The sequence below is a fragment of the Allobosea sp. FW305-C-101 genome (assembly GCF_058783685.1).
This window is the reverse complement of sequence record NZ_JBYSYT010000002.1, coordinates 661,017-685,080: the sequence shown is the minus strand read 5'-3', so window position 1 is coordinate 685,080 and position 24,064 is coordinate 661,017. Positions and strand designations below refer to the sequence as shown.

Here is a 24,064-nt window from a genome sequence, read left to right as displayed (position 1 = left end):
GCCGGCGCGGCCAAATTATGGGACGAGGATGACGACCGAATTCGGCGCAACCGATCTCTGGGTCTTCGGCTATGGCTCGCTGATCTGGCGGCCGGGCTTCGCCTTCGAGGAAAGCGTGCAGGCGCGCCTTCACGGCTATCACCGCTCCCTTTGCGTGTTCTCGCATGTCCATCGCGGCACGCCGGAGCGGCCGGGGCTGGTGCTGGGGCTGGATCGCGGCGGCGTCTGCCGCGGCCTCGCCTTCCGCGTCGTGGCCGGGCAGGCGCAGGAGACGGTGGATTATCTGCGGTCACGGGAGCAGGCGACGGCGGTCTATCTCGAGCGTCATGTGCCGCTGAAGCTGGAGGATGGCCGGCAGGTGCGCGGCATCGTCTATGTCGCCGACCGCAAGCACCTACAATATGCCGGCAAGCTGCCGCCGGAACAGTTGCTCAAGCTGGTTCGGGAAGGCAGGGGCCAGTCCGGCGAGAACCCGGACTATGTGCTGCAGACACATGAGCATCTGCGCAAGATGGGCATCTTCGATCCCGTGCTGGCGGAACTCGCGCAGCAACTGGCGCCGGGGCTCGGTGCGCCCCATCCGCCATTGGCGGGCTGATCAGCCCTCTGGACTTGCTTCCGGCATCAGGTCGAGCAAGGCGGCGCGGCGGCTCATCCCGTCCTCGGCGAGCAGATGGACATGAATCTCGCAGGCGCCTGCGGCCATGATCGCGCGCTGCCAGCGGCCGAGCGCAGCCTCGATGCCGAAGGGGCCGGAATCGCGGGCGGCAATGACGCGCCGATCGGCGGAGATCGCGAGGAGCACCGCGTCGGTGAAGCTCAGGGCATGCGTGTCGTCGATCGAGAAGACCGAGGCGACATAGCGCCGGCCGGAGCGGCCGCGCCAGGCCGTGAAGCGGCGCTCGCTGAGAGCGGCGGTGCTGCGCAACGGCATTTCGCGGGCGACTGGGGCCTCGTCGAAGAGATCGGGGGTGTAGCGATAGGCGAGAGCGGCCATATCCGTTCCTCCTGTGATAGGAACAAAATGGGAACGATATGGGGATAAGTCAAGCGCTGCCGGCGATGGGGTCGGCGCTTTCCGGCTCTGCTGCTGTCAGGGTGTGTCAGGAGTTGGCGAGCGGGTCCATGCCGCGCGCGGCGAGTTCGGCGCGGCCCTGGGCCAGGAGCCGGTCGCTCGCCGTCTCGATTTGTTCCTGCAGGATGGCCTGGAACGCGACCTTGTCGAGCCCCGGCTCGATCGCCGGCAGGATCTCGATCCGGACGGTGCCGGGGCGGCGCAGGAACTTGCGGCGAGGCCAGTAGAGGCCGGTGTTCAGCGCAACCGGGACGCAGGGCACGCCGAGCTCGGCATAGAGATGAGCGGCGCCGAACTTGTAGGCGGGCGGGGCGCCGGGCGCGCGGCGGGTGCCTTCCGGGAAGATCAGGAGCTGGCGGCCGTTCTGGCCGAGCTCGATCTTGGCGCGGCGCGTGACATCGGACAGCGCGCGGGCACGGGCACCGCGATTGACCGGAATCATCCGCATCTTGGTCAGGGCCCAGCCGAAGACCGGGATCCAGGTCAGCTCGCGCTTCAGGATGAAGACCGGGTTCCGGAAGATCGTGACCAGCGCGAAGGTCTCGAGGAAGGACTGGTGCTTGGCACCGACCATCAGGCCGCCCTGCGGAATGTTCTCGGTGCCTGTGACCTCGTAGCGCGTGCCGGCGATGACCCGCATCAGCCAGAGCGACGAGTGCGACCAGCCGATCGCGACCGCCAGCAGCGCCTGCTTGGGCAGGAGGAGCGCGGGCAGGACTGCGAAGATCAGCCAGAGGATGAGATTGGCATAGAACAGGATGTTGAAGAGGAGAGAGCGCAGGACGAGCATGCTGCGCAATGAGCCCGAGATGCTGTCCCGGTCAAGCATTGCCTTGGTTTTTCGCCATCAACCTTCGTGACGATGCTCGCCCGGAAGGCGCGTCCGCTTTTCGGCGGCCGGCCCGAGCGCATCGGCCGGTTTCGGCGAAACCGGCTTGCGGCCGCCGATGATCACCGAGAGGCGCGAGGTTTCCGGGTCGCTCTCGACGAGGCTGCGCAGGCGCGCGACGAGGTACTTCGCGTATTCCGGCACGAGGACCTTGATGGTGGACCAACGGCTCCACCAGCCGGCCGTGTCGATATGCTCGGTCACGACCGGATGGGCGACGAGCTCGATGCCCGGCATCGCATGCGCGAATTCGGCGAGCGTGCGCGGCATGTGGTAGTTCGAGGTCACGACCAGCAGCGACCGGAAGCCGTGGCGGCGGAGCCAGCGGCGGGCCTCGATCGCGTTGCCGATGGTGTTGCGGGCGCGATAGTCGAGGTCGACGCAGCAAGCGAGCAGGTCGCGCGAGGCGGGGTTCAGCTTGGCGAGTTCCTCGCGGCCGGTCTTCTCGTTGACGCCGCTGATCAGGAGCCGCCGCCCACGCTCGGCCCCGAGCAGGCCCATGGCGTCGCCGACGCGCTGGGCGCCGCCGGTGACGACGACGATCGCATCGGTGCGTGGCGTGCTGGCCGGCTCGCGCGCGTCGATCATGCCGGCGAAACGGGCATAGCCGATGCCCAGGAGCAGAAGGCCGGCACCAGCGAGGGCGGCCGTCGTGAGCCCCAGGATGCGGCGCAGCGAGATCGACCGGGCAGGCTTGCCGCTCCGGGGCGCGGAATTAGACCGTGCCATCGTGAGATGGTCGTCTGTGCTGCCGATCATGGCCATGACGCCGCCGTCCTAGCGCGCCAATCGGGCATAACGGCGGCGGACCTACGTCCGGCCGTGCCGCAAGGGTTAAGGCTTGGTTGACGTCGTGCGACCCCTGCGATGCTCATGCCAGCATCCTCAGGTAGCGGCGCACGGTGAAGCGGGAAACGAGGCCGGCGATCACGGCGACGACGAGCGCGACGAGGATGACCGCGCCATAGCCCGTCCAGCCGATCTCGAAAGCGCCGAACAGGGCCTGCAACTGCTCGGCCTCGGGCGTCGCGCTCCAGCGCGAGGCGAGGAAGCCGAGCACGGCGATCGTGGCGATGGCTGCGAGGCCTCCGAACAGGCCGCCGCGAAGGCCGAGCCGGATGAAGCGGCTCTGGAATTCGCGCGCGATGAAATCGTCATTGGCCCCGACGAAATGCAGGACTTCGACGCTGTCGCGGCTGCCGGCCATGGCCCCGCGGGTGGCGAAGGCGACGGCGAGCGCCGCCGCCGTCAGGACCAGCAGCACGATCGCGAAGCCGGAGGCGATGATGGTGCCCGCCATGGCGGAGAGGCGCCGGACCCAGAGCCGGTGGTCGTCGAGCGACGCGGTCGGTATTTCGCGGCGCAGCGTCGCGCCGAATCCGGCGAGATCGGAGCCAGCCTCGGACCTGAGCTTGAGCACGATCAGGCGCGGCACCGGCAATTCGACGAGATCGAGCCCCGTGCCGAGCCAAGGTTCGAGCAGCTTGTCGGACTCGGCCTTCGGCACGGCGCGCACGCTCTCGACCTCCTTCAGGCCGCTCGCGAGCATGACGGCACGGGCCACGTCGTCATCGATCTTGCGATGCGAATCGGGGCGGACCTGGATGGTCATCTCGTTGGAGATGGCGCCGCGCCATTGATCGGAGGCGCGCGCCGCAAGGACGGCTGCGCCCGCGCTGAGCGAGGCGAGGAAGGTCAGGATCGCGATCACGGCCATCAGGGCACGGCCGGCGACGTTGTCCACGGGGACGAGCGGCTGGTCGCGCCGGAGATTGGGCGGCAGGCCGCGCTCGGTCCGTCCGGGCTCCCGGTCGCTGGCCTCAGGCATCGACATGGAGATGTCCGTCGGCCAGCACGAGGCGCGGTGCGTCGTAGATATCCATCAGGTTGAGGTCGTGCGTCGCGATGATGACGGCGGTGCCGAGCGATTGTAGCTCCATGAACAGGCGCAGCAGGCGCCGGCCAAGCCCCGGATCGACATTGCCCGTCGGCTCATCGGCGAGGAGCAGCTCGGGCCGGCTGATCAGGGCGCGGGCGATCGCCGCGCGCTGCTTCTCACCGCCGGACAGCACCGGCGGCACGGCATGCATGCGCTCGCCAAGCCCGACCCAGCGCAGCAGTTCTACGACCTCGGCGCGGTAGCTGGCCTCCTCCTTGCCGAGAACGCGCAGCGGCAGCGCGACGTTCTCGTAGACCGTGAGATGGTCGAGCAGGCGGAAATCCTGGAAGACCACGCCCATCCGGCGGCGGAAGGCGGTGAGCGTATCGGGCTCAAGGCGCGAGACGTCCTGCCCGAACAGGTTGACCAGCCCGCGCGTCGGCTTCAGCGCCATCAGGATGAGGCGCATCAGCGTCGTCTTGCCGGCCCCGGAGGGACCGGTGAGATACTGGAACGAGCGCGGCTCGATGCTGAAGTTGATGTCCTTCAGCACCTCCGGGCCCATGCCGTATCGCAGGCCGACATTCTCGAACCGAACCAAGCGGTCTTCCTCGTTGAACCGATCTCTTGCGAATCCGCGGACGATCCTACACCGCAAGCCGACGCGCGCGGAAAGACCGTGACGCGGGCAATCTGCGCCGAAGATTCTTCACGAGGCGTTAACCATAAATCGCGCCAATGGAGACGCGCGCAATTGCTGCTGTGGCGTAGCGCTTCGCTGCCGTGCCGAAGCGCTTGCGGCAACAGTCTAGAAGGAGTTGGCTCGCACCCATGCTGATCGTCTGCCCATCCTGCGCGAGCCAATATGAACTCGACGCGGCCAAACTGGGGCCGGAGGGGCGCAAGGTGCGATGCGCCAGCTGCAAGACGTCCTGGCATGTCGAACCGAGCGCCTTCCCCGAGCCGCCCAGCGAGGCCGAGACCCAGGCGCTGCTCGCCGAGGAGCTGGAGCGCGCCGCCGCGATAGACGCCGAAATCAGCGCGCTGACCGCCGAGGCCGGCGTGCAGGATGTTTCCGAGGAGCCTCCGGTCGTCGAGGCGCCGGTGGCTGCCGTGCCGAAGCGCCGGGGCAAGCGCCCGGTCAAGCCGGGCAAGGCGGCGGGCGCGTTCCTGCGCCGGGGCGGAGTGGGGCTGCCGATGGCGGCGGCGCTCGCGGGCCTTGCCCTGCTCGGCATCGTCGTCTGGCAACGCCAGGTGGTCGTCCGCGCTGCGCCGCAATTGGCCGGCCTGTTCGAGAAGATCGGCATGCCCGTGAATGTCCGGGGCCTCAGCCTCAGCTCGATCGAGAGCGGCGTTGTCGCCGACGGTCAGAATCGTTTCCTCGTCGTCGAGGGCGATGTCACCAACATCACCAAGAGCAAGACGGCGGTGCCGCTGATCGAGGTCGCGGTCAAGGATGCCGGCGGCGCAACGCTCTACACCTGGACGACCGAGCCGCCGCGCGCGAGCCTCGAACCCGCCGAACTCGTCCGCTTCCGGGCGCGTCTGGCTTCGCCACCGGAGCAGGGGCAGTCGGTCAGGGTGCGCTTCACCTCCGCCGAGACTGCGGCCAATCTCGCCAGCAAGCACTGAGGCTGCTAGGACGAGGGTCTGTCGCTCAGCCCGGCTCCGAACCGGGCGGCGTTCACAAACATGGGCCGTACCGGCTCGCTGGCGCATCAGCGTCGCGCGGGGCGGGGTACGGCCGGATATCGAAACGGAGTCATCATGCCGGAACGGCGCATCAGGGTTCTCTACGACGAAGCGGCGATCGCGCGGCGCAACGAGGAGATGGCGCAGGCCATCGCGGCCAGCAACCCGAAGGACCTGCTCGTCGTCGCCGTCCTGAAGGGCTCCTTCATGTTCGCCGCCGATCTGATCCGCGCGATGCACCGCACCGGGCTTTCACCGCAGGTCGAATTCGTCCACCTGTCGAGCTACCGTGCCGGCACGACCTCCTCGGGCCAGGTCGAGATCCTGCGCGACGTCCAGAGCGAGGTGCGCGGCCGCGACGTGCTCTTGGTCGACGACATCCTCGAATCCGGCCGGACGCTGGCCTTCGCCAAGGACCTGCTGGCGGCGCGCGGCGCCGGGAAGGTCTCGACCGCCGTTCTGCTGGAGAAGCCGCATAAGCGGGCGGTCAATATCCAGGCGGATTATGTCGGCTTCGAATGCCCGGATTATTTCGTGGTCGGCTACGGCATGGACGTGGCCCATTCCTATCGGCAGCTGCCCTTCGTCGGCGTGGTCGAGACCGATGATCAGGCCGGCCTGCCCGGCATCTGAGGAGTATCCATGTCGCGTATTCTGGTCGTCGATGACGAGGAGCCGCTGCGCACGCTGGTCGCGCGCGGCCTTGGCCTCGACGGACATAGCTGCCTGACCGCATCCGACGGCGCCGAGGCGCTCGATATCCTCGAAGCCGAGCAGGGCCGCTTCGACCTGCTGCTGACCGATATCCGCATGCCGCTGATGGACGGGATCGCGCTGGCGCTCGCGGCCAAGCAGCAGTTCCCGGAGCTGACGATCATGCTGATGACCGGCTATGCCGAGCAGCGCGAGCGTGCCAAGAGCCTTGAGTCGATCGTCGCCGAGGTGATGGCCAAGCCTTTCACCATTGCGGAATTGCGGACGACCGTGCTGAAGGTGATCGAGCGTTCGATCGGCTAGCGGTTCAGCCACCAGATCGAGGCGTTGAGCAGCGTCGCGAAGCCGACCCAGGCGAGATAGGGCCAGAACAGGTTGGAGGCTAGCCGGTCGAGCGGCCGGAAGGCTGCGATCGTCGCTGCGATCAGGACCAGCAGCGGCAGGATGACCGCAAGGCCTGCGACCGGGCTGTTGGCGCCGAAGAAGGCGAAGGACCAGCCGATATTGAAGAGAAGCTGCAGGTGATAGACCAGCAGCGCGCGCCGGCGGCCGGGGATGCCCACTGGCAGGCGCAGGATGCGAAAAACGCCCAACGCCATCAACGCGAAGAGCGTGGTCCAGACCGGCGCGAAGATCCAGTTCGGCGGGTTGAAGGGCGGCTTGGCGAGCCCGGCATACCAGGTTGGAATCTGCGGGACGGTAACAGTGCTGCCGGCGATCGAGGCGGCCACGACCGGTAGGATCGCTATGGCGAGTGCCGCCCAGAGCGGCGGGCGATGGTCGGTCCGGATATCGGCAGGCGTCGTCATGATTCGATGATGGGGCGGTGCGGCCCGTCTCGCAAGGTGAAGCGCTTGCTTGCCGCATGCAGCAAGCATTCCCGCTTCTCATGGAACTTTTCCGGGAGAGCGTTCTGACGAGGCGCCGTTTCGCTCATTCTGCGGGAACGGACGTTTCTCAGAACCAGATTCCCTTGGCCTTCTCCAGATAGCGCCTGCGTTCGGCCAGCCCGTTGCGACCGCCGTTGATCAGCTTGGTCACGCGCTCGATGTCGTCGGCATCGGCCGCAGCATTGATGGCGCGTTCGGTCCAATAAGCGAAAGCGACGCGCAGCGAGGTTTCAGGCTCCTTTGCCCGCTCCGGCTGCGCCTCCAGGTCGATGCCGATAAGTTGTCCGAAGCGGCCGTAATTCGAGCGGCCGGTCAGCTGGAAGATGCCGCGGCCGTGATAGCGAATGCCGTCGCCGGCCTGGAGGTTGCCGAGATCGCGGCGGCCTTCGTAGCGGATGAAATAGGCGGGGCCGCCATATTCCTCGAGCGTGCGGAACCCGTCGGTTTCATGGGCGGCCTGCGCCAGGAAATGGCAGATGCGCCGCGGTGTCGCGATGGCGTGGTCATCGGCCAGCTCATCGAAGCGTTCGGCGATGCCGGCGATGATCGTGGTATTGGCGGAGGGTGCGAGGCGCAGCAGGCGCTCGCGGGTGACCGCCAGGCCCGGCTCGGGGGCGTGGTCGATACCGATCCAGGTTCCGATGGCGCGCATCGACATGAAAATGCCCTCCCGAGAAGGAGGGCATCATCGCCGCTGCCGCGGTGCCGGGGATAAAATGCCTGGCGCGAAGAGATCAGCCGCTGACGGCGGTGTATTCGGTCTCGATCGAGGAAGCGTGCACCTCGTGATCGAAGCCATAGATATGGATCGAGATCGCCTCGCCCGGCCCGAAATTGCGCATGCGATGGATGTTAGGGCCCGAGGGCAGCATGCAGGCGACGTAGCCCGGCTTGCGCTCCTGTTCCTCGGTCTGCACGGCGCGATTGGCGTCGATGGCGCGATACCAGGTCTCGGTGACGGTGCCGGAGACGACGCTGAAGCAGCAGGAACAATGATGGTCGTGGATCGAGGTCATCGAGCCTTCGCCCCAGACGATCGCCCAGACGCTGACGTTCTCGTCACCGGCGAGCAGGTTGCGGCTGTAGCAGCCGGCCTTGCGCTCCAGCGGCAGGTGCTGGATCAGGTCGGGCATGGCGACGAGTTCCTGTAGCACCGCGCGGGCAGCGCTCAGGTAATCGCGCGTCATCGTGCCGGCATCGGTCCGCAGATTGCGCAGCACGGCCCCACGCCGCTCTTCGCTGAGAAAACCCTGCATGCCGTTCCCCTCTGGATCACTTGGGAAATGATAGGGCGCGAATGGGGGCAGCGGTTTGCGGAGTTGGAGAATTTTCATCCCCAATTGGAAAGTGATACCCCTTATGCGATGATATGTGGAGATTCTTCTTCGCTTCATTCCTCTGGAAGGAAGTTGATTCTGTTTTCAGCGAGAGGCCATGGCCAAGCTCGATGCTTTCGACCTGCGTATCCTGGCGCGCCTGCAGGAGGATGCGAGCCTGCCGCTTGCCGAACTCGCCGAGGCGGTGGGGCTATCGTCCTCGCCCTGCTGGCGGCGGGTGCAGAAGCTGGAGGAGGGCGGCTATATCAAGCGCCGCGTCGCCCTGCTCGATCGCACCAAGCTCAAGGCCGGCGTCACCGTCTTCATCGCGGTCAAGACGGCGCGCCATTCGATGGAGTGGCTGGAGCGCTTTCATCAGGCGGTGCAGGACCTGCCGGAGATCGTCGATTTCTACCGGATGAGCGGGGAGATCGACTACCTGCTCAAGGCCTGCGTCTCCGATATCGCCGCCTATGACGCGCTCTACAAGAAGCTGATCTCGCGCATCGATCTCAGCGATGTGACCTCGATGTTCGCGATGGAGGAGCTGAAATCGACCTCGGCGATCCCGCTGGGTTTCGCGGGGGAGGGATAAGGCGGGTCATGCTCGGGCTTGATCCGAGCATCTCATGACACGACGGCTCCGGTGCCTTCTCCTGCCTGAGATTCCCGGGTCGACGCGATGCTTCGCCCGAGAATGACGGTGGAGCCTTCGCTCAGGCCTTCGTGACCTTCTGGTAGTCCTTCACATCCGAGAAGGTGATGTCGGGCGCGCGCTCGGCATCGTATTTCAGCGTGAACTGGCTGGACGCCATGAAGACCGGGTCGCCGTCGAGATCGTCCGCCATGGCCGAGGGCTTGAGCCCGACGAATTTTGCCAGCGCGACCTTGTCGTCCGCGGAGACCCAGCGGGCGATCGAGAACTGGCAGGGCTCGAAATCGACGGGGAGCGAATATTCCGCGTCCATGCGCTCCTTGAGCACGTCGAGCTGGAGGGCGCCGACGACGCCGACGATGGCGGGGGCGCCGTCATGCGGCAGGAAGAGCTGGACGACGCCTTCCTCGGCCATCTGTTGGAGGGCCTCGCGCAGCTTCTTGGCCTTCATCGCGTCCTTGAGCTTGACGCGGCGCAGGATTTCCGGGGCGAAGCTCGGCACGCCCTTGAAGACGATGTCCTCGCCCTCGGTCAGCGTGTCGCCGATGCGCAGGGTGCCGTGGTTCGGCAGGCCGACGATGTCGCCGGCGAAGGCTTCCTCGGCGATCGAGCGGTCGCGGGCGAAGAAGAATTGCGGCGCGTTGAGCGGCATCGGCTTGCCGGTGCGGACGAGCTTGGCCTTCATGCCGCGGGTCAGCTTGCCCGAGCAGATGCGCATGAAGGCGATGCGGTCGCGATGGTTCGGGTCCATGTTCGCCTGGATCTTGAAGACGAAGCCGGTCATCTTCGGCTCGTCCGCCTCGATCGGGCGCTTGTCGGCGAGTTGGGCGCGCGGGCTCGGGGCATAGGCGCCCAGCGCATCGATCAGGTCGCGCACGCCGTAGTCGCGCAAGGCCGCGCCGAAATAGAGCGGCGTGAGATGGCCCTCGCGGAAAGCCTGGAGGTCGAAGGGCTTCAGGCCTTCGGCAGCGAGGAAGACCTCCTCGCGCCAGGTCTCGGCGGCGCCATGCGGCAGCAATTCGTCGAAGAGCGGGTCGTCCCAGCCGGAGACCTGGCGGTCCTCGGCGCGCTCGTCGCCCTTCTGGTTGCGGCGGAAGGTATTGGCCTTGAGGTCGTAGGTGCCGACGAATTCGCGGCCGCGGCCGACCGGCCAGGTCATCGGCGCGACGTCGAGCGCCAGCGTCGTCTCGATCTCGTTGATCAGGTCGAAGGGATCGCGCGTCTCGCGGTCGACCTTGTTGATGAAGGTGACGATCGGGATGTCGCGGAGCCGGCAGACCTCGAACAGCTTCTTGGTGCGGTCCTCGATGCCCTTCGCGGCGTCGATCACCATGACGGCGGCGTCGACGGCGGTCAGCGTGCGATAGGTGTCTTCCGAGAAGTCTTCGTGGCCGGGCGTATCCAGCAGGTTGAAGACGTGCCCGCCATATTCGAAGGTCATCACCGAGGTGACGACCGAGATGCCGCGCTGGCGCTCGATCTTCATCCAGTCCGACGAGGTCTGGCGGCGGCCCTGCTTGGCGCGGACTTCACCGGCGAGCTGAATGGCGCCGCCGAAATAGAGCAGCTTCTCGGTCAGCGTCGTCTTGCCCGCGTCCGGGTGCGAGATGATGGCGAAGGTGCGCCGGCGCGCATGCGGCGCCTCGGCCACCGGGGCCTGAAGGGTCGAAAGATCGGTCATGGCCGGTGTGAAGACAGGATGAGGCGGGGGAAGTCAATCATTCTCGGCTTGCGCGCCGGGCAACACGCGCAATCACGCCCTGCTCACGGTTCCGTGAGCATTGCCGACCGGTTTGTGAGCGGAACAACCGCCATTCCCGCCGCATTCTCCGATCCGACTTCCGTCGTACGACTCCATGCCAGCCGAGGGGGACTGAATGCCCGCAGCTGCGAAGGCCGAGCCGCAGCCGACCCTGTCCGTTTTCGATGCCGTGACGATCATGGTCGGCATCGTCGTCGGTATCGGCATCTTCAAGACACCGGCGATCGTCGCGGCCAATGTCGGCAGTGAAGCCGCCTTCATCGGCGTCTGGGTCGCGGGCGGCATCATCACGCTGATCGGTGCGCTCTGCTATGCCGAGCTCGCCGCCGCCCATCCCCATGCCGGCGGCGAGTATCATTTCCTGACCCGGGCCTATGGCCGGCCGGTCGCGATGCTGTTCGGCTGGGCGCGCGGGACGGTGATCCAGACCGGCGCGATCGCGGCCGTCGCCTTCGTGCTTGGCGATTACGCGGCGCAGATCGCGCCGATCGGGCCGATGGGACCGGCGATCTATGCGGCGCTCTCCATCGTCGCGCTGACCGCGCTCAACGTCATCGGCACGACGCAGAGCAAGAGGATGCAGATCGTCATGACCTTCGTCGAGGTCGGCGCGCTCGGGGCGATCATCCTGCTCGGGCTGTTCGGAGGCGGGGAGGCGCCGCCGCAGGCGGCTGCGCCCGCGCCGGCGTCGGCCGCGATCGGGCTCGCCATGGTCTTCGTGCTGCTGACCTATGGCGGTTGGTCGGAAGCTGCCTATCTCTCGGGCGAATTGAAGGACCCCGCCCGCAACATGGTGAAGGTGCTGACGATCGGCACGCTGATCCTGATCGCCATCTATGTTCTCGCCAATCTGGCGCTGCTCGCGATCCTCGGTCTCGACGGGTTGCGCCGTTCGGAGGCCGTTGCCGCCGACATGATGCGGCGGGTCGCGGGCGAGCCGGGCGCGCTGATCGTCAGCCTCGCGATCGTCGTTGCCGCGCTCTCGACCCTGAACGCCACGATCTTCACCGGCGCGCGCGTCTATTTCGCGATGGCGCGGGACCTCACGCTGCTGCCGCGCGTCGGCGAATGGGACGAGCGCGGGCGGGCGCCGGCCAACGGCCTCCTGCTGCAAGGCGCGGTCGCCCTGCTGCTGGTCGGGCTTGGCGCAGCGAGCCGCGACGGCTTCCAGGCGATGGTCGATTACAGCGCGCCGGTGTTCTGGGCCTTCCTGCTGCTGGTGGGGCTCGCGCTCCCGATCCTGCGCTGGCGCGAGCCCGGGCGGACGCTGCCCTTCAAGGTGCCGCTCTATCCGCTGACGCCGATCCTGTTCTGCCTGGCTTGCGCCTACATGCTGCATGCGAGCCTCGCCTATACCGGCAAGGGCGCGCTCGTCGGCCTCGCCGTGGTGCTGGCGGGCCTGCCGCTGCTGCTGTTCCGCCGCCGGGAGCCCGAGACCGCCTTGCCCGCAGATGCCGCACCTGCCCCGCTCAAGTAACGACCGTTCGACAGGAGAGACATGATGAAGATCGTTCGCATCCTCACTGCCGCTTGCGCCATCGGCCTGCTGGCGCCGCTCGCCGTCCAGGCCCAGCCCGTCCAGGCGACGAAGGACCCGAGCGCGGTCCCCGACTATGTGCCGCGCTCCGGCCAGCCCGGCAAGGATGTCGTCTGGGTGCCGACCCAGCAGGTCCTGATCGATCGTATGTTCCAGATGGCCAAGCTGACGAAGGACGATTACCTGATCGATCTCGGCTCGGGCGACGGGCGCACCGTCATCTCGGCCGCTAAGCGCGGCGTGCGTGCGCTCGGCATCGAGTACAATCCGGACCTCGTGACGCTGTCGAAGCGCACGGCGGAGGCCGAGGGCGTGACCGACAAGGCGCGCTTCGTCGAGGGCGACATCTTCGAGACGAATTTCTCCGACGCGACGGTGCTGACGCTGTTCCTGCTGCCGGAGCTCAATCTCAAGCTGCGGCCGACGATCCTCAACATGAAGCCGGGTACTCGCGTCGTCTCCAACACCTTCATGATGGATGACTGGGAGCCGGACGAGACCGCGGTCGTCGCCGATAACTGCTCGAGCTATTGCCGGGCCTATCATTGGGTCGTCCCGGCCAAGGTCGCGGGCACGTGGCGGCTCGGCGATGGCGAGCTGAAGCTGGCGCAGAGTTTTCAGAAGCTCTCGGGGACGCTGACGGTTGCCGGCAAGGCGCAGCCGATCTCGGACGCGCGCATGAAGGGCGGCGAGATCAGCTTCATGGCCGGCGGGCGCAGCTATACCGGGCGCGTCGACAACGACCGCATGACCGGCAGCAGCGAGGCGGCCGGCGCCAAGCTGGACTGGCAGGCGACCCGCTCCAGCAGCTGACGGAGCGCGTGGCGGAACTGCCGGCTCAGTTCTTGAGTCGGTAGCCCGTCTTGAAGATCCAGCCGACGGTCGCGATGCAGGCCACGAGGAAGAACAGGGTCATGCCGAGGCTGACACCCAGGCTGACATCGGCGAGCCCGTAGAAGCTCCAGCGGAAGCCGCTGATCAGGTAGACGACGGGGTTGAACAGCGTCACCGTCTGCCAGAACGGCGGCAGCATCGAGATCGAGTAGAAGGAGCCGCCGAGGAAGGCCAGCGGCGTCACGATCAAGAGCGGGATGACCTGCAATTTCTCGAAGCCGTCGGCCCAGATGCCGATGATGAAGCCGAACAGGCTGAAAGTCGTCGCCGTCAGCACGAGGAAGAATAGCATCATCACGGGATGCTCGATCCTGAGCGGCACGAAGAAGGCGGCGGTCAGCAGGATGATCAGGCCGAGCAGGATCGATTTGGTCGCGGCCGCGCCGACATAGGCGATCACCGCCTCCCACCAGGCGACGGGGGCGGAGAGCAGTTCGTAGATCGTGCCGGTGAATTTCGGGAAATAGATCGCGAAGGAGGCGTTGGCGATGCTCTGCGTCAGGAGCGAGAGCATGATCAGGCCGGGCACGATGAACGCGCCATAGGGCACGCCCTCGACCGACTGCATGCGCGAGCCGATCGCGCCGCCGAAGACGATGAAATAGAGCGAGGTCGAGAGCACGGGCGAGACGATGCTCTGGAGCGGGGTGCGCCAGGTGCGGGCCATCTCGAAGCGATAGATCGCGGCGATGGCGTGGAAGTTCAAGCCGGTCATCAGCGGCGCTCCTTGACCAGGCTGACGAAGATGTCCTCGAGCGAGCTCTGGCTGGTGCTGAGGTCGCGGAAGCGGATGCCGGCCTCGGCGAGGCCTTGCAGCAAGGTGGTGATGCCGGTGCGCTCGGCCTGGGTATCGTAGGTGTAGACGATCTCGTCGCCTGCGGCGGAGAGCCTGAGGTCGAAGCTCGCGAGTGTTTCCGGCACGGCCGCGATCGGCTGCTGGAGCTGGAGCGAAAGCTGCTTCTTGCCGAGCTTGCGCATCAGCTCGGCCTTCTCCTCGACCAGGATGATCTCGCCCTTGGAGATGACGCCGACGCGGTCGGCCATCTCCTCGGCTTCCTCTATGTAATGCGTCGTCAGGATGATGGTGACGCCCTCGTCACGCAGCCGCCGCACCATCCGCCACATGTCCTGCCGGAGCTCGACATCGACGCCGGCGGTGGGCTCGTCGAGGAAGAGGATGCGCGGCTCGTGCGAGAGTGCCTTGGCGATCATGACGCGCCGCTTCATGCCGCCCGAGAGCATGCGGATCTGGCTGTCCTTCTTCTCCCACAGCGAGAGGTCTTTCAGGATGCGCTCGATCAGGGCGGGGTCGCGCGGCTTGCCGAAGAGCCCGCGGCTGAAATTCACGGTCGACCACACCGTCTCGAAGGCGTCGGTGGTCAATTCCTGCGGGACGAGGCCGATGGCCGCGCGGGCGGCGCGATAGTCCGTGAGGATGTCGTGGCCATCGGCCGTGACCGTGCCGGTGCTCGGCCGGACGAGGCCGCAGATAATGCTGATCAGCGTGGTCTTGCCGGCGCCGTTGGGGCCGAGCAGGGCGAAAATCTCGCCCCGCCTGATCGCGAGGTCGACCGCTTTCAGCGCGCTGAAGCCGCTGGCGTAGGTCTTCGAGAGGCCGGAGACCGAGATGATCGGCGAGGACGTGTCTGACATGGGCGGCATATAGGGCAGCCGTTGCGTGGTTGCGATGGCGGGGTCATGCGGGGAAAGCATGATCGCCTGTCAGTTCATGGCGGGAAGCGCCGCGAAACGAAAAGGCCGGGCGCAGGGCCCGGCCTTCTCCACGCGACGCAACCGCACGCTACTTCATGAAGAACCACAACAGGATGATGATCGGGATCGGAACGCCTACAAGCCACAGAATGATCGAGCGCATGTGTCAGCCCCTCGTTGGATCGATGATGCTGCGGCAACGTTTTTCGGAGGGAGAAAGTTCCTGCCAGCGGGCCGTCAGGCTGCGCCGAACGCCTCTGCACTCGGATGCCATTGCGGGCGGTAGCCTTGTTCCAGTGCGGCCAGCGTGGCGGGCGGCGTGAGCACGGTCACCGTTCCGGTCGGGCGCTTTTGCTGCGCGACATAGCCACCCGGCGACCAGAGCAGGGCGGACGCGCCGCGCAGCGCCAGGAACGCTGCACCGTCCTCCGATCGCAGCATCGCTCCATCCGGCAATTGTTCAGCGGCCAGCCGGTGCGTACGCTTCATCCGGCCGTCCCGGCGGTCGGCATCCAGGATGCGGTCGAGATCGGGAAAGAGCGGCGTCTCGGGCAGGCCAAGGCCCCGCACCAGCGCATCGCGATAGGCGAGCGCGTCTGGCCGCCGGCACTCCATGCACGGGCGATGGCCTGCCGCGAGCGCCGTCACCTCGTCGCAGAAGAACAGCTCGGTATAGCCGCGGCCCCAGACCTTGCGCTTGCGTCCCTTGAACGAGAGAACGCAGCAGAGCCAGTGATGCGTCGCCTGAATCCGGCTGGGCACCTCATGTGCCGTGGGATCGTGAAAGCGGCCGCCGCGATTGCCGTAGAAGGTGCCGCGCGCCGGATCGGCGAAGAGCGTGCCATCGGGTCTGACGCGGTTGGGAAGGGGCATGAGAGGGCTCGCCGAGCTTTATCGCCGTCAGCATCCGGGGCCGGCACGACAGGCCATGGCAGCAGCGCTAGACCCTGCGACGCTGGAGCGTGTTGGCGCATGGGATGACCTAAGGCAAGCTGGCTTCGTCCAGGGCGGGGGGCGGCGATGGAAGATGCGCGTCATGCGAATGCGATTCAGGTGCCACAGCCGGCGCCGTCGCGGCTGGTCGCGCATCCCGATCGCGGCCTGATTCTGGGCGAGGTGCATGCGCGTCCCTTCGCGCCGATGGCGACGCCGAGCCGCGTCCTGCATTTCGCCTTCCTGACCGATGCCGAGCAGGCCGCGGCGGATCGCACGGCGCTGGCGCGCTTCTGCGCCGAGCGCGGCGTTGCCGGCCCATCGGAGGATGCGAAGCATCACCGCGTCCGGCTCAACGACACCGGTTTGCGCTGGGAGCAGCATAGCGAGTTCACCACTTATAGCTGGGAGTTGCCGGCGAATGGCGGCCAGCCCTTCGAGCCGCCGCCAACGATGCTGCCGCAGCCGATGCTCGAATTGCCGCAGCCAGGGCCGCATCTGGTCTCGGTCGACCTGCATCTCGTCGTCGAGCGGCCGACCGAGGCTTTCGACAGGCTGTTCGATGCCTCCAGCCTCGCCGTGGTCTCGGTCGATGGCGGCGCGGCCATGGCGGCGACGGATTTCCGGGCCTGTGCCGATGGCTTCGTGCGCATCCTGGTGCGGGATCGCTCGCTGACGCCGGCGCAGACGGGCGCGCTCGCGCAGCGCCTGCTGGAGATCGAGACCTACCGGACGCTGGCCCTGCTCGGCCTGCCGGAGGCCTATCGCATCGCGCCCTTCGTCAAGTCGACCGAGGAAGCGCTGGTGCGTATCGCCAACACGATGACGCGGACCGACGGGCTCGCCGCCGACAATGCGCTGCTCGACGAGATGACGGCGCTCGCGGCGAGGCTCCAGGCGGAGGCGACCGTCGCCGGCTACCGCTTCGGCGCGAGCCGCGCCTATAGCGATATCGTGCAGCAAAGGCTCGCCGCGATCGGTGAGCAGCCGCATGAGGTCTGGCCGACGATCTCCGCCTTCCTGTCGCGAAGGATGGCGCCGGCGATGCGGACCTGCCAGATGCTGGTCGGGCGCCTGGCCGATCTCTCGCGCAATCTGGGCCGCGCCTCGAACCTGCTGCGCACTCGCGTGGATGTCGCGCTGGAGCAGCAGAACCGTGACCTTCTGGCCGCGATGAACGAGCGGACGCGATTGCAATTGCGGCTGCAGCATACGGTCGAGGGGCTGTCGGTCGCGGCCATCGCCTATTATGTCGTCAGCCTGTTCGGCTATCTCGCCAAGGGCGCGAAGGAAGCCGGCTGGCCGATGCCGGATACCGGCGTCGCCATGGCCCTGTTCGTCCCGGTGGCGCTGGCCGGCGTCTGGCTGGCGGTCAGGCGTATCCGGCGCGGGCATCACGAGAGCTGATCAACGCCTGAAGAAGCGCGGGCGATTTTCTGCGATCCCGTCAGCAGAGCCTTAACGCTAGAAGCAAGTCGGCGCCGGCCCCTAAGGCATTTGAAGTATTTTCGGCTGCATCCCAGTGGCGACGAAGCCATGCGGAGCCGGCAAGCGCCACGATGAACACCTATCTTCCCCTGATCCTGTTCACGGTGCTGACCAACGCCGCCGCGCAATTGATGCTGAAGCGTGGCATGACCGGCGTCGGTTCGCTCGATGTCGCCGGCGACGGGCTGATCGCCACGGTCTTCCGCGTCGTCTTCAACCCCTTCGTCTTCGCGGGCCTGTGCACCTTCGTGATCAGCATGGCCTCGCACCTGATCGTGCTCTCCAAGGTGCAGATCAGCTACGCCTACCCGTTCCTGAGCCTCGCCTATGTCGTGGTCGCGGCTTACGCCTATTTCGTCTTCCACGAGGATCTGAGCGCGATGCGCATCGCGGGCATCGGCTTCATCGTGCTGGGCACCATCTTCATTGCACAAAGCTGAGGGAGATCATGGACCTGATCGTACGCCTGTTCCTGCGCCTCGGCGCCCTGTTCGAGCCGCCGGTGGCGCCGCAGCCGGTGCCCGTGCCGGTGCGCAGCCGTCATCCCCGCCTGCCCGTCGACCGGAGGTGACGCGATGAAGCACATCATCATCGGCGGCGACGGCTTCGTCGGCTCGCATCTGGCGGCTGATCTCTCCGCCATGGGTGAGGAGGTTCTGGTCGCCGATATCCACCAGAGCGGCCACGCGCATTATGCCAAGGTGCCGTTCCTGACGGTCGACGTGACGCGGCCTGAGAGCGTGGACTCAATCCCGCTTTCGCCTGAAGACCTCGTCTACAATCTCTCGGCCAAGATGCTCTCGCCGATCGTGACCCGGGCCGAGCGGCACGAGTTCTTCTGGCCGGTGAACTATCACGGCACGCAGAACATCCTGTCGTGGATGGAGAAGAACGGCGCCAACCGGCTCGTCCATTTCACCACCGACATGATCTATGGCCATTCGGTGACGGTGCCGCAGGACGAGACGCATCCGGCCCATCCGCTCGGCGAATACGGCGAGAGCAAGCTCGCGACCGAGCGCCTCGCCGACGAGTACCGCGCCAAGGGCTTCCGCATCCCGATCTTCCGGCCGCGCCTGATCATCGGGCCGGGGCGGCTCGGCATTCTCGTCAAGCTGTTCAAGCTGATCGACATGAACCTGCCGGTGCCGATGATCGGCTCGGGCAAGAACCCCTACCAGTTCATCTCGGTCTTCGACTGTGCCAGCGCCTGCGTTGCGGCCTGGAAGGCGGGCTTCCCGAACGAGGCCTACAACCTCGGCTCCGACGATCCGCCGCCGGTGCGCAAGCTGCTCGGCGACCTGATCAAGCATGCAGGTTCCAAGTCGATCCTGCTGCCGACGCCGGCCTCGCTGGTGAAGCTGACGCTCGATACGCTGGACGCGATCAACCTGCCGATCATGGACCCCGAGCAGTACAAGATCGCCGACGAAATCTGCATCCTCGACACCTCCAAGGCCAAGCGCGAGCTCGGCTGGGCGCCGCAATACCGCGACGAGGACATGCTGCTCGCCGCCTACACCGAATATCGCAAGGCCAAGGACGGCCCGAAACAGGCTGAGAGGAGCCTCGCAGCATGAGCATGCCCGCCTTCAAGAACGAGGACGTAGCCGTGACGAATGCCCGGCCCCAGCTCATCAGCGTGGAAGCCGCCAAGCAGCTCGACGCCGCACAGGTGAAGGAGCTCTTCGCCAACCACATCAACCCCGGCCAGCTTCACTTCCTGAAGCTGCTCGGCTTCGACAAGATCCTCGTCGATCGCGCCGAGGGGATGCATTACATCACCAAGGACGGCCGCAAGATCCTCGATTTCTTCGGCGGCTTCTGCTCGGTCGCCTTCGGCCACAACCATCCGCGCATCGTCGCGGCCCGGCAGAAGTTCCAGGACGAGAACCGCCATGAGATCTGCATGGCTTTCATGTCGCAATATGCCTCGGCGCTGGCGAAGAACCTCGCGACCATCGCGCCGGGCGATCTCGACATGGTCTTCCTCGGCTCGACCGGCTCGGAGGCGATGGAGGCGGCGCTGAAGGTCGCCGAACAGGCGCAGGGCCCGGAGAAGTCTAAGATTCTGCACGCCGCGAACTCGTTCCACGGCAAGACCAAGGGCGTGCTCTCGGTCACGGATTCGACGCTCTACCAGTCGCAGTTCAAGCTGGTCGAGAACCGGGTCAAGGTGCCCTTCGGCGACATCAACGCCGTCCGGCAGGCGCTGGAGAGCGATCCCTCGATCGGCATCGTCGTGATGGAGACGATCCAGGGCGGCGGCGGCATCGTCGAGGCGCCCGAGGGTTTCTGGCGGGAGTTGCGCGCGCTCTGCGACAAGCATGGCGTGCTCTGGGTCGCCGACGAGGTGCAGTGCGGGCTCGGCCGCACCGGCCAGTTCTTCGCCTTCGAGCGCGACGGCGTGGTGCCTGATGTCACCGCGCTCGCCAAGGCGCTCGGCGGCTCGAAGGCGGCGATGGGCGCGATGATCGCGCGGCGCGAGATCTACATGAAGGCCTATGGCAAGCCGAAGAGCGCGCTGATCCACGCGCAGGCGACTTTCGGTGGCATGGGCGAGGCCTGCGTCTCGTCGATCGAGGCCCTCAACGTCCTCTATGACGAGGACCTGATGGGCAATGCCCAGCGCCAGGGCGACTACCTGATCGAGAAGCTGAACGGCCTGCGCGCCAAGTACCCGACCCTGCTCAAGGAGATCCGCGGGCGCGGCCTGATGATCGGCGTCGAGTTCCAGGACATCAGCGAGACCATGCCCTTCGGGCTGAAGCACATGGTCGCGCTGCTCGACGACAAGCTGAAGGGCTCGCTCTGCGGCTTCGTCGGTGCGCTGCTTCTGAAGGAGCACGACGTGCTCGTCGCCTTCACCGAGTACAACCGCAACGTCATCCGGCTGGAGCCGCCATTGATCGTCACGCGCGAGCAGTGCGACCAGTTCCTCGCGGCCTTCGAGGCTGTGCTGTCGGGCGGCGTTACCGGCATCGTCACCGGCTACCTGCGCAAGGTCGCGGTCGGCAAGGGCTGACCGGTTCGCTCACCAGCAACAAAAAAAGAGGCCGGCGTAAGCCGGCCTTTTGAGTCAGGGTCTCGAAACAGGGGTCTTCCAGGAAGCTCAGTAGTAGCCGCACACCCGGCGGTAGCCGATGACGTTGCCCCAGCGGTCGAAGCGCTCGACGAGATCGCAGGAGCGGACGGGGGCGGCGTAGTAGCCGTAGCCATAGGCGGGGCGGGTGGCGCCGGCGATGATGGCGCCCGCGGCGATCGCGCCGACCACGCCGGCTCCGACACCCCAGCCCCGGTGGCCGTAGCCGTAACCCCAGCGCGGGCGCGCCTCGGCGCCGGACGCTGCGAAGGTGGTGGCCAGGGTGAGGGCCGCGAGGGTCGCGGTCACGGTCTTGCGGAACGTCGTCATGCTCGTCTCCCGATCTCTGCGAGAGCGAAGGTTTCGCTCTTCATGCTCATTGGTCGCAGGCTGCGGCAGACAGGTTCAAAGGCGACGCGAGATTTTTTCGAGGTGGCTCAGGCTGCTCCGAAACGCGGGCGTGATCAGCCCGCCGCCCGACCATAGAAGCGCAGCAATTCCAGTCCCTCCGGGCTCGTCCAGTCCGCCTCGCCAACGAGATAGCCGACGCTGCGCGCTTCGCGATCGAGCAGGTAGGTCATTGGCATGCCGTAGAGCGGGACGGTGTGGGCTTCGCCGATTTCGGGCCCGAGGCCACTATCCCCTCGGCATCAATAAAGGTCATGAGGTCGGCGAGGCCGAGCCGGTCGAGATAGGTCCTGACGGTCGCCGCGGATTTGTCGAGCGAGACTGGCACGACGACGAAGGGCTCGCGGGCCGCTTTGGCTTGCAGCCGCCGCAGGATCGGCAATTCGCGCCGGCAAGGCGGGCACCAGCTCGCCCAGAAATTCAGGAGCACCGCCTTGCCGCGATAGGCGGAGAGCGGCCGGCTCTTGCCGGCGAGATCGGTGAGAATGAGCGAGCCCGCCTCCTCCGGCGGATCGATCTGGACGAATTGCGAGCTCGGCCCGGCGAAGCGCGGCGGCTGCCGGCCTGCGGCCGGTGTCGCCGCGAAGGGAGAAAGCAGAGCGGCGGCGAGGGTCTGGCGGCGCGTCGGCGACAGGGCGGTGTTCCGGCCGGGTGCCGGCCGATCGTTCACAGGCGGAGTCATGAAGCGCAGCTAGCAGCAGGCTACCGCCACAGGAAACCGCTGCCGCGCGCATCACGCCGGGCTGTGATGTCGCAGCCCCGTGTCTATTGGGCGGTGACCCGCCGCCAGAAATCGGAGGAGAAGCCCGGGTCGACATGAGCGGCGAAGTCGCGCCAGCGCGGGAAGGAGGCTGCGAAGGTCTTAGGTGACATGCGGGCATCCTTGTAGGGATTGACCCGCCCGCCGGCGGCGATCGCGAGGCCGTCGAGCCGCGTCAGAAGCCGTTCGGTCCGCTCGCCGCGATTGGGGAAGTCCAGCGTCAGCGTCGCGCCGGGCATGGGGAAGGACATCAGGCCGGGTGAGGGCTTGTCGCCGAAAAGCTTCAGCACCGTCAGGAAGGAGGCCTCGCCGGCAGCGAGCGTCTGGCGCAGCATCTCCGCGACGTTCGCGGCGGCATTCTCGGGCGGGATGGCGCATTGGAACTGCCGCAGGCCCTTCGGACCATAGGCGCGGTTCCAGTCATGGATGCGGTCGAGCGGGTAGAAGAACGGGCGATAGGGCACGCGGCGTTCGAGGCGGTCGCGCGGCTGGCTGTTGCGGTAGAGCCAGTTGAAAGCGCTGAGTGTCACGCGGTTGATCAGCGGGACGGGCGGCTTCAGCGGAAAGGGCAGGGAGCGCGCCTGGCGCGGCGGCGGTTCGTCGGACGCGGGGGCATGGTTGGCCCGGAAGAAGACGCCACGGCCGAAATTCCGCCCGCTGGCGAGCGAGTCGATCCAGGCGACCGTATAGTCATGCGTGGCGTCGGAGGCGGCGGCGATGTCGAAGAAGCCATCGAGATTGTCGAAGGGCAGGACCTCCTGCGCCATTTCGGCCGAGACGATCGGCATCAGTTGCAGCGTCACCTGCGTCACCAGCCCGGTCAGGCCGAAGCCGCCGATGGTCGCGGCGAAGAGCTCGCCGTTGAGGTCCGGCGCGCAGATCAGGTGTTGCCCGTCCGAGCGGACGAGCTCGAAGGCGCGGACATGGCTGCCGAAGGTGCCGGCGCTGTGGTGGTTCTTGCCGTGGACGTCGTTGGCGAGCGCGCCGCCGACGGTGACGAAGGCGGTGCCGGGCGTGACCGGCGGAAACCAGCCGGCCGGCACGGCGATCTCGAGCAGGCGGTCGAGCATGAGGCCGGCGCCGCACGTAATGAGGCCCGTCTCGCGGTCGAAGGCGAGGATGTCGTCGAGGCCGCGCGCATCGATCAGCGTGCCGCCGTTGTTCAGGCAGGAATCGCCATAGGAACGGCCGTTGCCATAGGCGAGAAGAGGGCGGCGCGGACGGTGGGGCGCATCGAGCCAGTCGCGGGCATCGAGGATCGTGCTGCCGCGGGCTGCGAGCCCACCCCAGGACCGGAAGTCCGAAAGCGGCGCGGTCACGGCAGGAATGTCGCCGCGACCATGATCAGGATCACGAGCAGCCCCATGAACTGGCTGCGCCAGTCGCGGATCATGAAGACCAGCGGATCATCCGGCATATGGCCGCGGCGGGCCAGGAACCAGATCCGGGCCATCTGGTAGAGGATGATCGGGCAGATCAGCCAGATCAGCTTCGGCTGGCTATAGAGCTGCTTCACATTGGCGCTGTCGACATAGAGCGCCATGATCAGCGCGCAGGTGCAGCCCGAAGCCATGCCGAGCTGGGAGAGGGCCTCGATATCCTCGGCCTGATAACCGCGCCCGGCCTTCTTCAGGCCGGACTGGTCCTGGGTCAGGCGCAGTTCGGCATAGCGCTTCACCAGCGCGAGGCTGAGGAAGAGGAACATCGCGAAGGCGAGCAGCCAGGAGGAGACGGGAATCGCGGCGGCAGCGTTGCCGGCAAGGATGCGCAGCGTGTGCATCGCGGCGAGGCCGAGCACGTCGACCAGAAGCTTGCGCTTGAGGAAGAGCAGGTAGGCCAGCGCCAGGAAGAGATAGGCCAGCAGTGCGAGCAGGAAGGGCTGGGGCTGCGGAACCAGCATGACTGTCGAAAAGGCAGCGATCAGAAGCACCGGCACGGCGGCATAGGCCTGCGCCGCCGTGATCTCGCCGGCCGCGAGCGGGCGCTTGCACTTGGTCGGGTGGCGCCGGTCCGCCTCGACATCGATGATGTCGTTGAGGAGGTAGATCGCCGAGGCGATCAGGCTGAAGGCGACGAAGGCGATCAGGCCGAGCCAGAGCGCGTGCGGATCGAACGCGTCGTGATTGAGCAGGATCGGGACGAAGACGAGGCCATTCTTGAGCCAGTGGTGCGGCCGCATCGCCCTGATCATCGCGGTCACAGACATAGTTCGACCCGTCTCCCCCAAGACATGGGCCGGCCTCCGCGACGCGGAGCCCGGCTGCCGGTTGAACCGGCGCGGGCGTTATCGGACGAAAAATCCTAAGCGGGGGTGCATATGGCGTCGAAACGGGCAGTGATTTCAACGCCATGCTTAACGCCCGGCTTCCGCATTCCG

At 66.7% G+C, this 24,064-nt stretch carries 28 protein-coding genes; 12 read left to right on the top strand and 16 right to left on the bottom strand.

Going from position 1 to position 24,064, the window contains the following annotated elements:
- Nucleotides 1-28 precede the first annotated feature (28 nt).
- The gene (locus AC3WMA_RS10810) at nucleotides 29-598 is read left to right on the top strand and encodes a gamma-glutamylcyclotransferase (RefSeq protein WP_492285360.1); all 570 of its coding nucleotides are present in this window, start codon (nucleotides 29-31) and stop codon (nucleotides 596-598) included.
- Here AC3WMA_RS10810 and AC3WMA_RS10805 read toward each other — a convergent pair whose 3' ends face one another.
- From AC3WMA_RS10805 to ftsE, 5 genes are all read right to left on the bottom strand, one after another.
- A complete protein-coding gene (locus AC3WMA_RS10805; protein WP_492285359.1) occupies nucleotides 599-997 on the bottom strand; it encodes a hypothetical protein in 399 nt (132 codons plus the stop codon).
- A 106-nt stretch (nucleotides 998-1,103) separates the two neighbouring features.
- Complete coding sequence (locus tag AC3WMA_RS10800; protein WP_492285358.1) at nucleotides 1,104-1,904, bottom strand: lysophospholipid acyltransferase family protein; 801 nt, start codon at nucleotides 1,902-1,904, stop codon at nucleotides 1,104-1,106.
- Between the two features lie 18 nt (nucleotides 1,905-1,922).
- Entirely contained in the window at nucleotides 1,923-2,729 is an 807-nt protein-coding gene (locus AC3WMA_RS10795; RefSeq protein WP_492285357.1) for a YdcF family protein, read from the bottom strand.
- Between the two features lie 106 nt (nucleotides 2,730-2,835).
- Nucleotides 2,836-3,798: a cell division protein FtsX gene (locus AC3WMA_RS10790; RefSeq protein WP_492285356.1), complete on the bottom strand. Its 963-nt coding sequence runs from the start codon at nucleotides 3,796-3,798 to the stop codon at nucleotides 2,836-2,838.
- Nucleotides 3,785-4,408 carry a cell division ATP-binding protein FtsE gene (gene ftsE, locus AC3WMA_RS10785; protein ID WP_492286091.1) on the bottom strand — a complete coding sequence of 208 codons (624 nt, stop codon included), beginning with the start codon at nucleotides 4,406-4,408 and terminating at the stop codon, nucleotides 3,785-3,787. The genes AC3WMA_RS10790 and ftsE overlap by 14 nt, the downstream gene beginning before the upstream one ends.
- A 266-nt stretch (nucleotides 4,409-4,674) precedes the next feature.
- Here ftsE and AC3WMA_RS10780 point away from each other — a divergent pair, with 266 nt between their 5' ends.
- The 3 genes from AC3WMA_RS10780 to AC3WMA_RS10770 all read left to right on the top strand — a co-directional run bounded on the left by AC3WMA_RS10780 (nucleotide 4,675) and on the right by AC3WMA_RS10770 (nucleotide 6,552).
- Nucleotides 4,675-5,475, top strand: coding sequence for a zinc-ribbon domain-containing protein (locus AC3WMA_RS10780; RefSeq protein WP_492285355.1), 801 nt, complete (start codon nucleotides 4,675-4,677; stop codon nucleotides 5,473-5,475).
- Between the two features lie 135 nt (nucleotides 5,476-5,610).
- Complete coding sequence (gene hpt, locus AC3WMA_RS10775) at nucleotides 5,611-6,168, top strand: hypoxanthine phosphoribosyltransferase (protein ID WP_257732653.1); 558 nt, start codon at nucleotides 5,611-5,613, stop codon at nucleotides 6,166-6,168.
- A 9-nt stretch (nucleotides 6,169-6,177) separates the two neighbouring features.
- Nucleotides 6,178-6,552 carry a response regulator gene (locus AC3WMA_RS10770; protein WP_492285354.1) on the top strand — a complete coding sequence of 125 codons (375 nt, stop codon included), beginning with the start codon at nucleotides 6,178-6,180 and terminating at the stop codon, nucleotides 6,550-6,552.
- On the opposite strand, the gene AC3WMA_RS10765 is transcribed toward AC3WMA_RS10770, so the two are convergent.
- From AC3WMA_RS10765 to AC3WMA_RS10755, 3 genes are all read right to left on the bottom strand, one after another.
- Nucleotides 6,549-7,058 (bottom strand): TspO/MBR family protein, encoded by a 510-nt coding sequence (locus AC3WMA_RS10765; RefSeq protein WP_492285353.1) that lies wholly within the window; start codon nucleotides 7,056-7,058, stop codon nucleotides 6,549-6,551. The two genes, AC3WMA_RS10770 and AC3WMA_RS10765, sit on opposite strands and share 4 nt — an antisense overlap.
- 148 nt (nucleotides 7,059-7,206) lie before the next feature.
- Nucleotides 7,207-7,797 (bottom strand): glycoside hydrolase family 19 protein, encoded by a 591-nt coding sequence (locus AC3WMA_RS10760; protein WP_492285352.1) that lies wholly within the window; start codon nucleotides 7,795-7,797, stop codon nucleotides 7,207-7,209.
- A gap of 76 nt (nucleotides 7,798-7,873) precedes the next feature.
- Nucleotides 7,874-8,395: a cysteine dioxygenase gene (locus AC3WMA_RS10755; protein ID WP_492285351.1), complete on the bottom strand. Its 522-nt coding sequence runs from the start codon at nucleotides 8,393-8,395 to the stop codon at nucleotides 7,874-7,876.
- 178 nt (nucleotides 8,396-8,573) lie between these two features.
- On the opposite strand from AC3WMA_RS10755, the gene AC3WMA_RS10750 reads away from it, so the two are divergent.
- A complete protein-coding gene (locus AC3WMA_RS10750; RefSeq protein WP_492285350.1) occupies nucleotides 8,574-9,050 on the top strand; it encodes an Lrp/AsnC family transcriptional regulator in 477 nt (158 codons plus the stop codon).
- A gap of 121 nt (nucleotides 9,051-9,171) precedes the next feature.
- Here AC3WMA_RS10750 and AC3WMA_RS10745 read toward each other — a convergent pair whose 3' ends face one another.
- Nucleotides 9,172-10,791, bottom strand: coding sequence for a peptide chain release factor 3 (locus tag AC3WMA_RS10745; RefSeq protein ID WP_492285349.1), 1,620 nt, complete (start codon nucleotides 10,789-10,791; stop codon nucleotides 9,172-9,174).
- A gap of 196 nt (nucleotides 10,792-10,987) precedes the next feature.
- On the opposite strand from AC3WMA_RS10745, the gene AC3WMA_RS10740 reads away from it, so the two are divergent.
- Nucleotides 10,988-12,349, top strand: a complete 1,362-nt coding sequence (locus AC3WMA_RS10740) for an APC family permease (protein WP_492285348.1) — start codon at nucleotides 10,988-10,990, stop codon at nucleotides 12,347-12,349.
- A gap of 21 nt (nucleotides 12,350-12,370) precedes the next feature.
- Complete coding sequence (locus AC3WMA_RS10735) at nucleotides 12,371-13,222, top strand: class I SAM-dependent methyltransferase (protein WP_492285347.1); 852 nt, start codon at nucleotides 12,371-12,373, stop codon at nucleotides 13,220-13,222.
- Nucleotides 13,223-13,247: 25 nt separating this feature from the next.
- Here AC3WMA_RS10735 and AC3WMA_RS10730 read toward each other — a convergent pair whose 3' ends face one another.
- The 3 genes from AC3WMA_RS10730 to AC3WMA_RS10720 all read right to left on the bottom strand — a co-directional run bounded on the left by AC3WMA_RS10730 (nucleotide 13,248) and on the right by AC3WMA_RS10720 (nucleotide 15,889).
- A complete protein-coding gene (locus AC3WMA_RS10730; protein ID WP_492286090.1) occupies nucleotides 13,248-14,009 on the bottom strand; it encodes an ABC transporter permease in 762 nt (253 codons plus the stop codon).
- Between the two features lie 8 nt (nucleotides 14,010-14,017).
- A complete protein-coding gene (locus AC3WMA_RS10725; protein ID WP_492286089.1) occupies nucleotides 14,018-14,965 on the bottom strand; it encodes an ABC transporter ATP-binding protein in 948 nt (315 codons plus the stop codon).
- Between the two features lie 288 nt (nucleotides 14,966-15,253).
- On the bottom strand, nucleotides 15,254-15,889 hold the full coding sequence (locus AC3WMA_RS10720; protein WP_492285346.1) for a hypothetical protein: 636 nt from the start codon (nucleotides 15,887-15,889) through the stop codon (nucleotides 15,254-15,256).
- Nucleotides 15,890-16,036: 147 nt separating this feature from the next.
- On the opposite strand from AC3WMA_RS10720, the gene AC3WMA_RS10715 reads away from it, so the two are divergent.
- The 5 genes from AC3WMA_RS10715 (at nucleotide 16,037) to AC3WMA_RS10695 (ending at nucleotide 20,462) form a co-directional block, all read left to right on the top strand.
- Nucleotides 16,037-17,356 (top strand): DUF3422 family protein, encoded by a 1,320-nt coding sequence (locus tag AC3WMA_RS10715; RefSeq protein ID WP_492285345.1) that lies wholly within the window; start codon nucleotides 16,037-16,039, stop codon nucleotides 17,354-17,356.
- Between the two features lie 152 nt (nucleotides 17,357-17,508).
- Nucleotides 17,509-17,877 (top strand): DMT family transporter, encoded by a 369-nt coding sequence (locus AC3WMA_RS10710; RefSeq protein WP_377841245.1) that lies wholly within the window; start codon nucleotides 17,509-17,511, stop codon nucleotides 17,875-17,877.
- A gap of 8 nt (nucleotides 17,878-17,885) precedes the next feature.
- Nucleotides 17,886-18,008 carry a hypothetical protein gene (locus AC3WMA_RS10705; protein WP_492285344.1) on the top strand — a complete coding sequence of 41 codons (123 nt, stop codon included), beginning with the start codon at nucleotides 17,886-17,888 and terminating at the stop codon, nucleotides 18,006-18,008.
- A gap of 4 nt (nucleotides 18,009-18,012) precedes the next feature.
- The gene (locus AC3WMA_RS10700; protein ID WP_492285343.1) at nucleotides 18,013-19,017 is read left to right on the top strand and encodes an NAD-dependent epimerase/dehydratase family protein; all 1,005 of its coding nucleotides are present in this window, start codon (nucleotides 18,013-18,015) and stop codon (nucleotides 19,015-19,017) included.
- On the top strand, nucleotides 19,014-20,462 hold the full coding sequence (locus AC3WMA_RS10695) for an aspartate aminotransferase family protein (protein ID WP_492285342.1): 1,449 nt from the start codon (nucleotides 19,014-19,016) through the stop codon (nucleotides 20,460-20,462). Before AC3WMA_RS10700 ends, AC3WMA_RS10695 begins: the two co-directional genes overlap by 4 nt.
- A gap of 87 nt (nucleotides 20,463-20,549) precedes the next feature.
- Here the strand turns inward: AC3WMA_RS10695 and AC3WMA_RS10690 are convergent, their stop codons facing one another.
- The 4 genes from AC3WMA_RS10690 to AC3WMA_RS10675 all read right to left on the bottom strand — a co-directional run bounded on the left by AC3WMA_RS10690 (nucleotide 20,550) and on the right by AC3WMA_RS10675 (nucleotide 23,893).
- Complete coding sequence (locus AC3WMA_RS10690) at nucleotides 20,550-20,849, bottom strand: hypothetical protein (protein WP_492285341.1); 300 nt, start codon at nucleotides 20,847-20,849, stop codon at nucleotides 20,550-20,552.
- Nucleotides 20,850-21,096: 247 nt separating this feature from the next.
- On the bottom strand, nucleotides 21,097-21,609 hold the full coding sequence (locus AC3WMA_RS10685; protein ID WP_492285340.1) for a TlpA family protein disulfide reductase: 513 nt from the start codon (nucleotides 21,607-21,609) through the stop codon (nucleotides 21,097-21,099).
- Nucleotides 21,610-21,692: 83 nt separating this feature from the next.
- Nucleotides 21,693-23,006 (bottom strand): FAD-binding oxidoreductase, encoded by a 1,314-nt coding sequence (locus tag AC3WMA_RS10680; protein WP_492285339.1) that lies wholly within the window; start codon nucleotides 23,004-23,006, stop codon nucleotides 21,693-21,695.
- The gene (locus AC3WMA_RS10675; protein ID WP_492285338.1) at nucleotides 23,003-23,893 is read right to left on the bottom strand and encodes a UbiA family prenyltransferase; all 891 of its coding nucleotides are present in this window, start codon (nucleotides 23,891-23,893) and stop codon (nucleotides 23,003-23,005) included. The genes AC3WMA_RS10680 and AC3WMA_RS10675 overlap by 4 nt, the downstream gene beginning before the upstream one ends.
- Between the last annotated feature and the right edge of the window lie 171 nt (nucleotides 23,894-24,064).

What these genes read in the sequence shown, in the direction of transcription:
- AC3WMA_RS10810 (WP_492285360.1), top strand. Translation starts at nt 29, where the DNA reads ATGACGACCGAATTCGGCGCAACCGATCTCTGGGTCTTCGGCTATGGC.
- AC3WMA_RS10805 (WP_492285359.1), bottom strand. Translation starts at nt 997, where the DNA reads ATGGCCGCTCTCGCCTATCGCTACACCCCCGATCTCTTCGACGAGGCC.
- AC3WMA_RS10800 (WP_492285358.1), bottom strand. Translation starts at nt 1,904, where the DNA reads ATGCTTGACCGGGACAGCATCTCGGGCTCATTGCGCAGCATGCTCGTC.
- AC3WMA_RS10795 (WP_492285357.1), bottom strand. Translation starts at nt 2,729, where the DNA reads ATGGCCATGATCGGCAGCACAGACGACCATCTCACGATGGCACGGTCT.
- AC3WMA_RS10790 (WP_492285356.1), bottom strand. Translation starts at nt 3,798, where the DNA reads ATGTCGATGCCTGAGGCCAGCGACCGGGAGCCCGGACGGACCGAGCGC.
- ftsE (WP_492286091.1), bottom strand. Translation starts at nt 4,408, where the DNA reads ATGGGCCCGGAGGTGCTGAAGGACATCAACTTCAGCATCGAGCCGCGC.
- AC3WMA_RS10780 (WP_492285355.1), top strand. Translation starts at nt 4,675, where the DNA reads ATGCTGATCGTCTGCCCATCCTGCGCGAGCCAATATGAACTCGACGCG.
- hpt (WP_257732653.1), top strand. Translation starts at nt 5,611, where the DNA reads ATGCCGGAACGGCGCATCAGGGTTCTCTACGACGAAGCGGCGATCGCG.
- AC3WMA_RS10770 (WP_492285354.1), top strand. Translation starts at nt 6,178, where the DNA reads ATGTCGCGTATTCTGGTCGTCGATGACGAGGAGCCGCTGCGCACGCTG.
- AC3WMA_RS10765 (WP_492285353.1), bottom strand. Translation starts at nt 7,058, where the DNA reads ATGACGACGCCTGCCGATATCCGGACCGACCATCGCCCGCCGCTCTGG.
- AC3WMA_RS10760 (WP_492285352.1), bottom strand. Translation starts at nt 7,797, where the DNA reads ATGTCGATGCGCGCCATCGGAACCTGGATCGGTATCGACCACGCCCCC.
- AC3WMA_RS10755 (WP_492285351.1), bottom strand. Translation starts at nt 8,395, where the DNA reads ATGCAGGGTTTTCTCAGCGAAGAGCGGCGTGGGGCCGTGCTGCGCAAT.
- AC3WMA_RS10750 (WP_492285350.1), top strand. Translation starts at nt 8,574, where the DNA reads ATGGCCAAGCTCGATGCTTTCGACCTGCGTATCCTGGCGCGCCTGCAG.
- AC3WMA_RS10745 (WP_492285349.1), bottom strand. Translation starts at nt 10,791, where the DNA reads ATGACCGATCTTTCGACCCTTCAGGCCCCGGTGGCCGAGGCGCCGCAT.
- AC3WMA_RS10740 (WP_492285348.1), top strand. Translation starts at nt 10,988, where the DNA reads ATGCCCGCAGCTGCGAAGGCCGAGCCGCAGCCGACCCTGTCCGTTTTC.
- AC3WMA_RS10735 (WP_492285347.1), top strand. Translation starts at nt 12,371, where the DNA reads ATGATGAAGATCGTTCGCATCCTCACTGCCGCTTGCGCCATCGGCCTG.
- AC3WMA_RS10725 (WP_492286089.1), bottom strand. Translation starts at nt 14,965, where the DNA reads ATGCCGCCCATGTCAGACACGTCCTCGCCGATCATCTCGGTCTCCGGC.
- AC3WMA_RS10720 (WP_492285346.1), bottom strand. Translation starts at nt 15,889, where the DNA reads ATGCCCCTTCCCAACCGCGTCAGACCCGATGGCACGCTCTTCGCCGAT.
- AC3WMA_RS10715 (WP_492285345.1), top strand. Translation starts at nt 16,037, where the DNA reads ATGGAAGATGCGCGTCATGCGAATGCGATTCAGGTGCCACAGCCGGCG.
- AC3WMA_RS10710 (WP_377841245.1), top strand. Translation starts at nt 17,509, where the DNA reads ATGAACACCTATCTTCCCCTGATCCTGTTCACGGTGCTGACCAACGCC.
- AC3WMA_RS10705 (WP_492285344.1), top strand. Translation starts at nt 17,886, where the DNA reads ATGGACCTGATCGTACGCCTGTTCCTGCGCCTCGGCGCCCTGTTCGAG.
- AC3WMA_RS10700 (WP_492285343.1), top strand. Translation starts at nt 18,013, where the DNA reads ATGAAGCACATCATCATCGGCGGCGACGGCTTCGTCGGCTCGCATCTG.
- AC3WMA_RS10695 (WP_492285342.1), top strand. Translation starts at nt 19,014, where the DNA reads ATGAGCATGCCCGCCTTCAAGAACGAGGACGTAGCCGTGACGAATGCC.
- AC3WMA_RS10690 (WP_492285341.1), bottom strand. Translation starts at nt 20,849, where the DNA reads ATGACGACGTTCCGCAAGACCGTGACCGCGACCCTCGCGGCCCTCACC.
- AC3WMA_RS10685 (WP_492285340.1), bottom strand. Translation starts at nt 21,609, where the DNA reads ATGACTCCGCCTGTGAACGATCGGCCGGCACCCGGCCGGAACACCGCC.
- AC3WMA_RS10675 (WP_492285338.1), bottom strand. Translation starts at nt 23,893, where the DNA reads ATGTCTGTGACCGCGATGATCAGGGCGATGCGGCCGCACCACTGGCTC.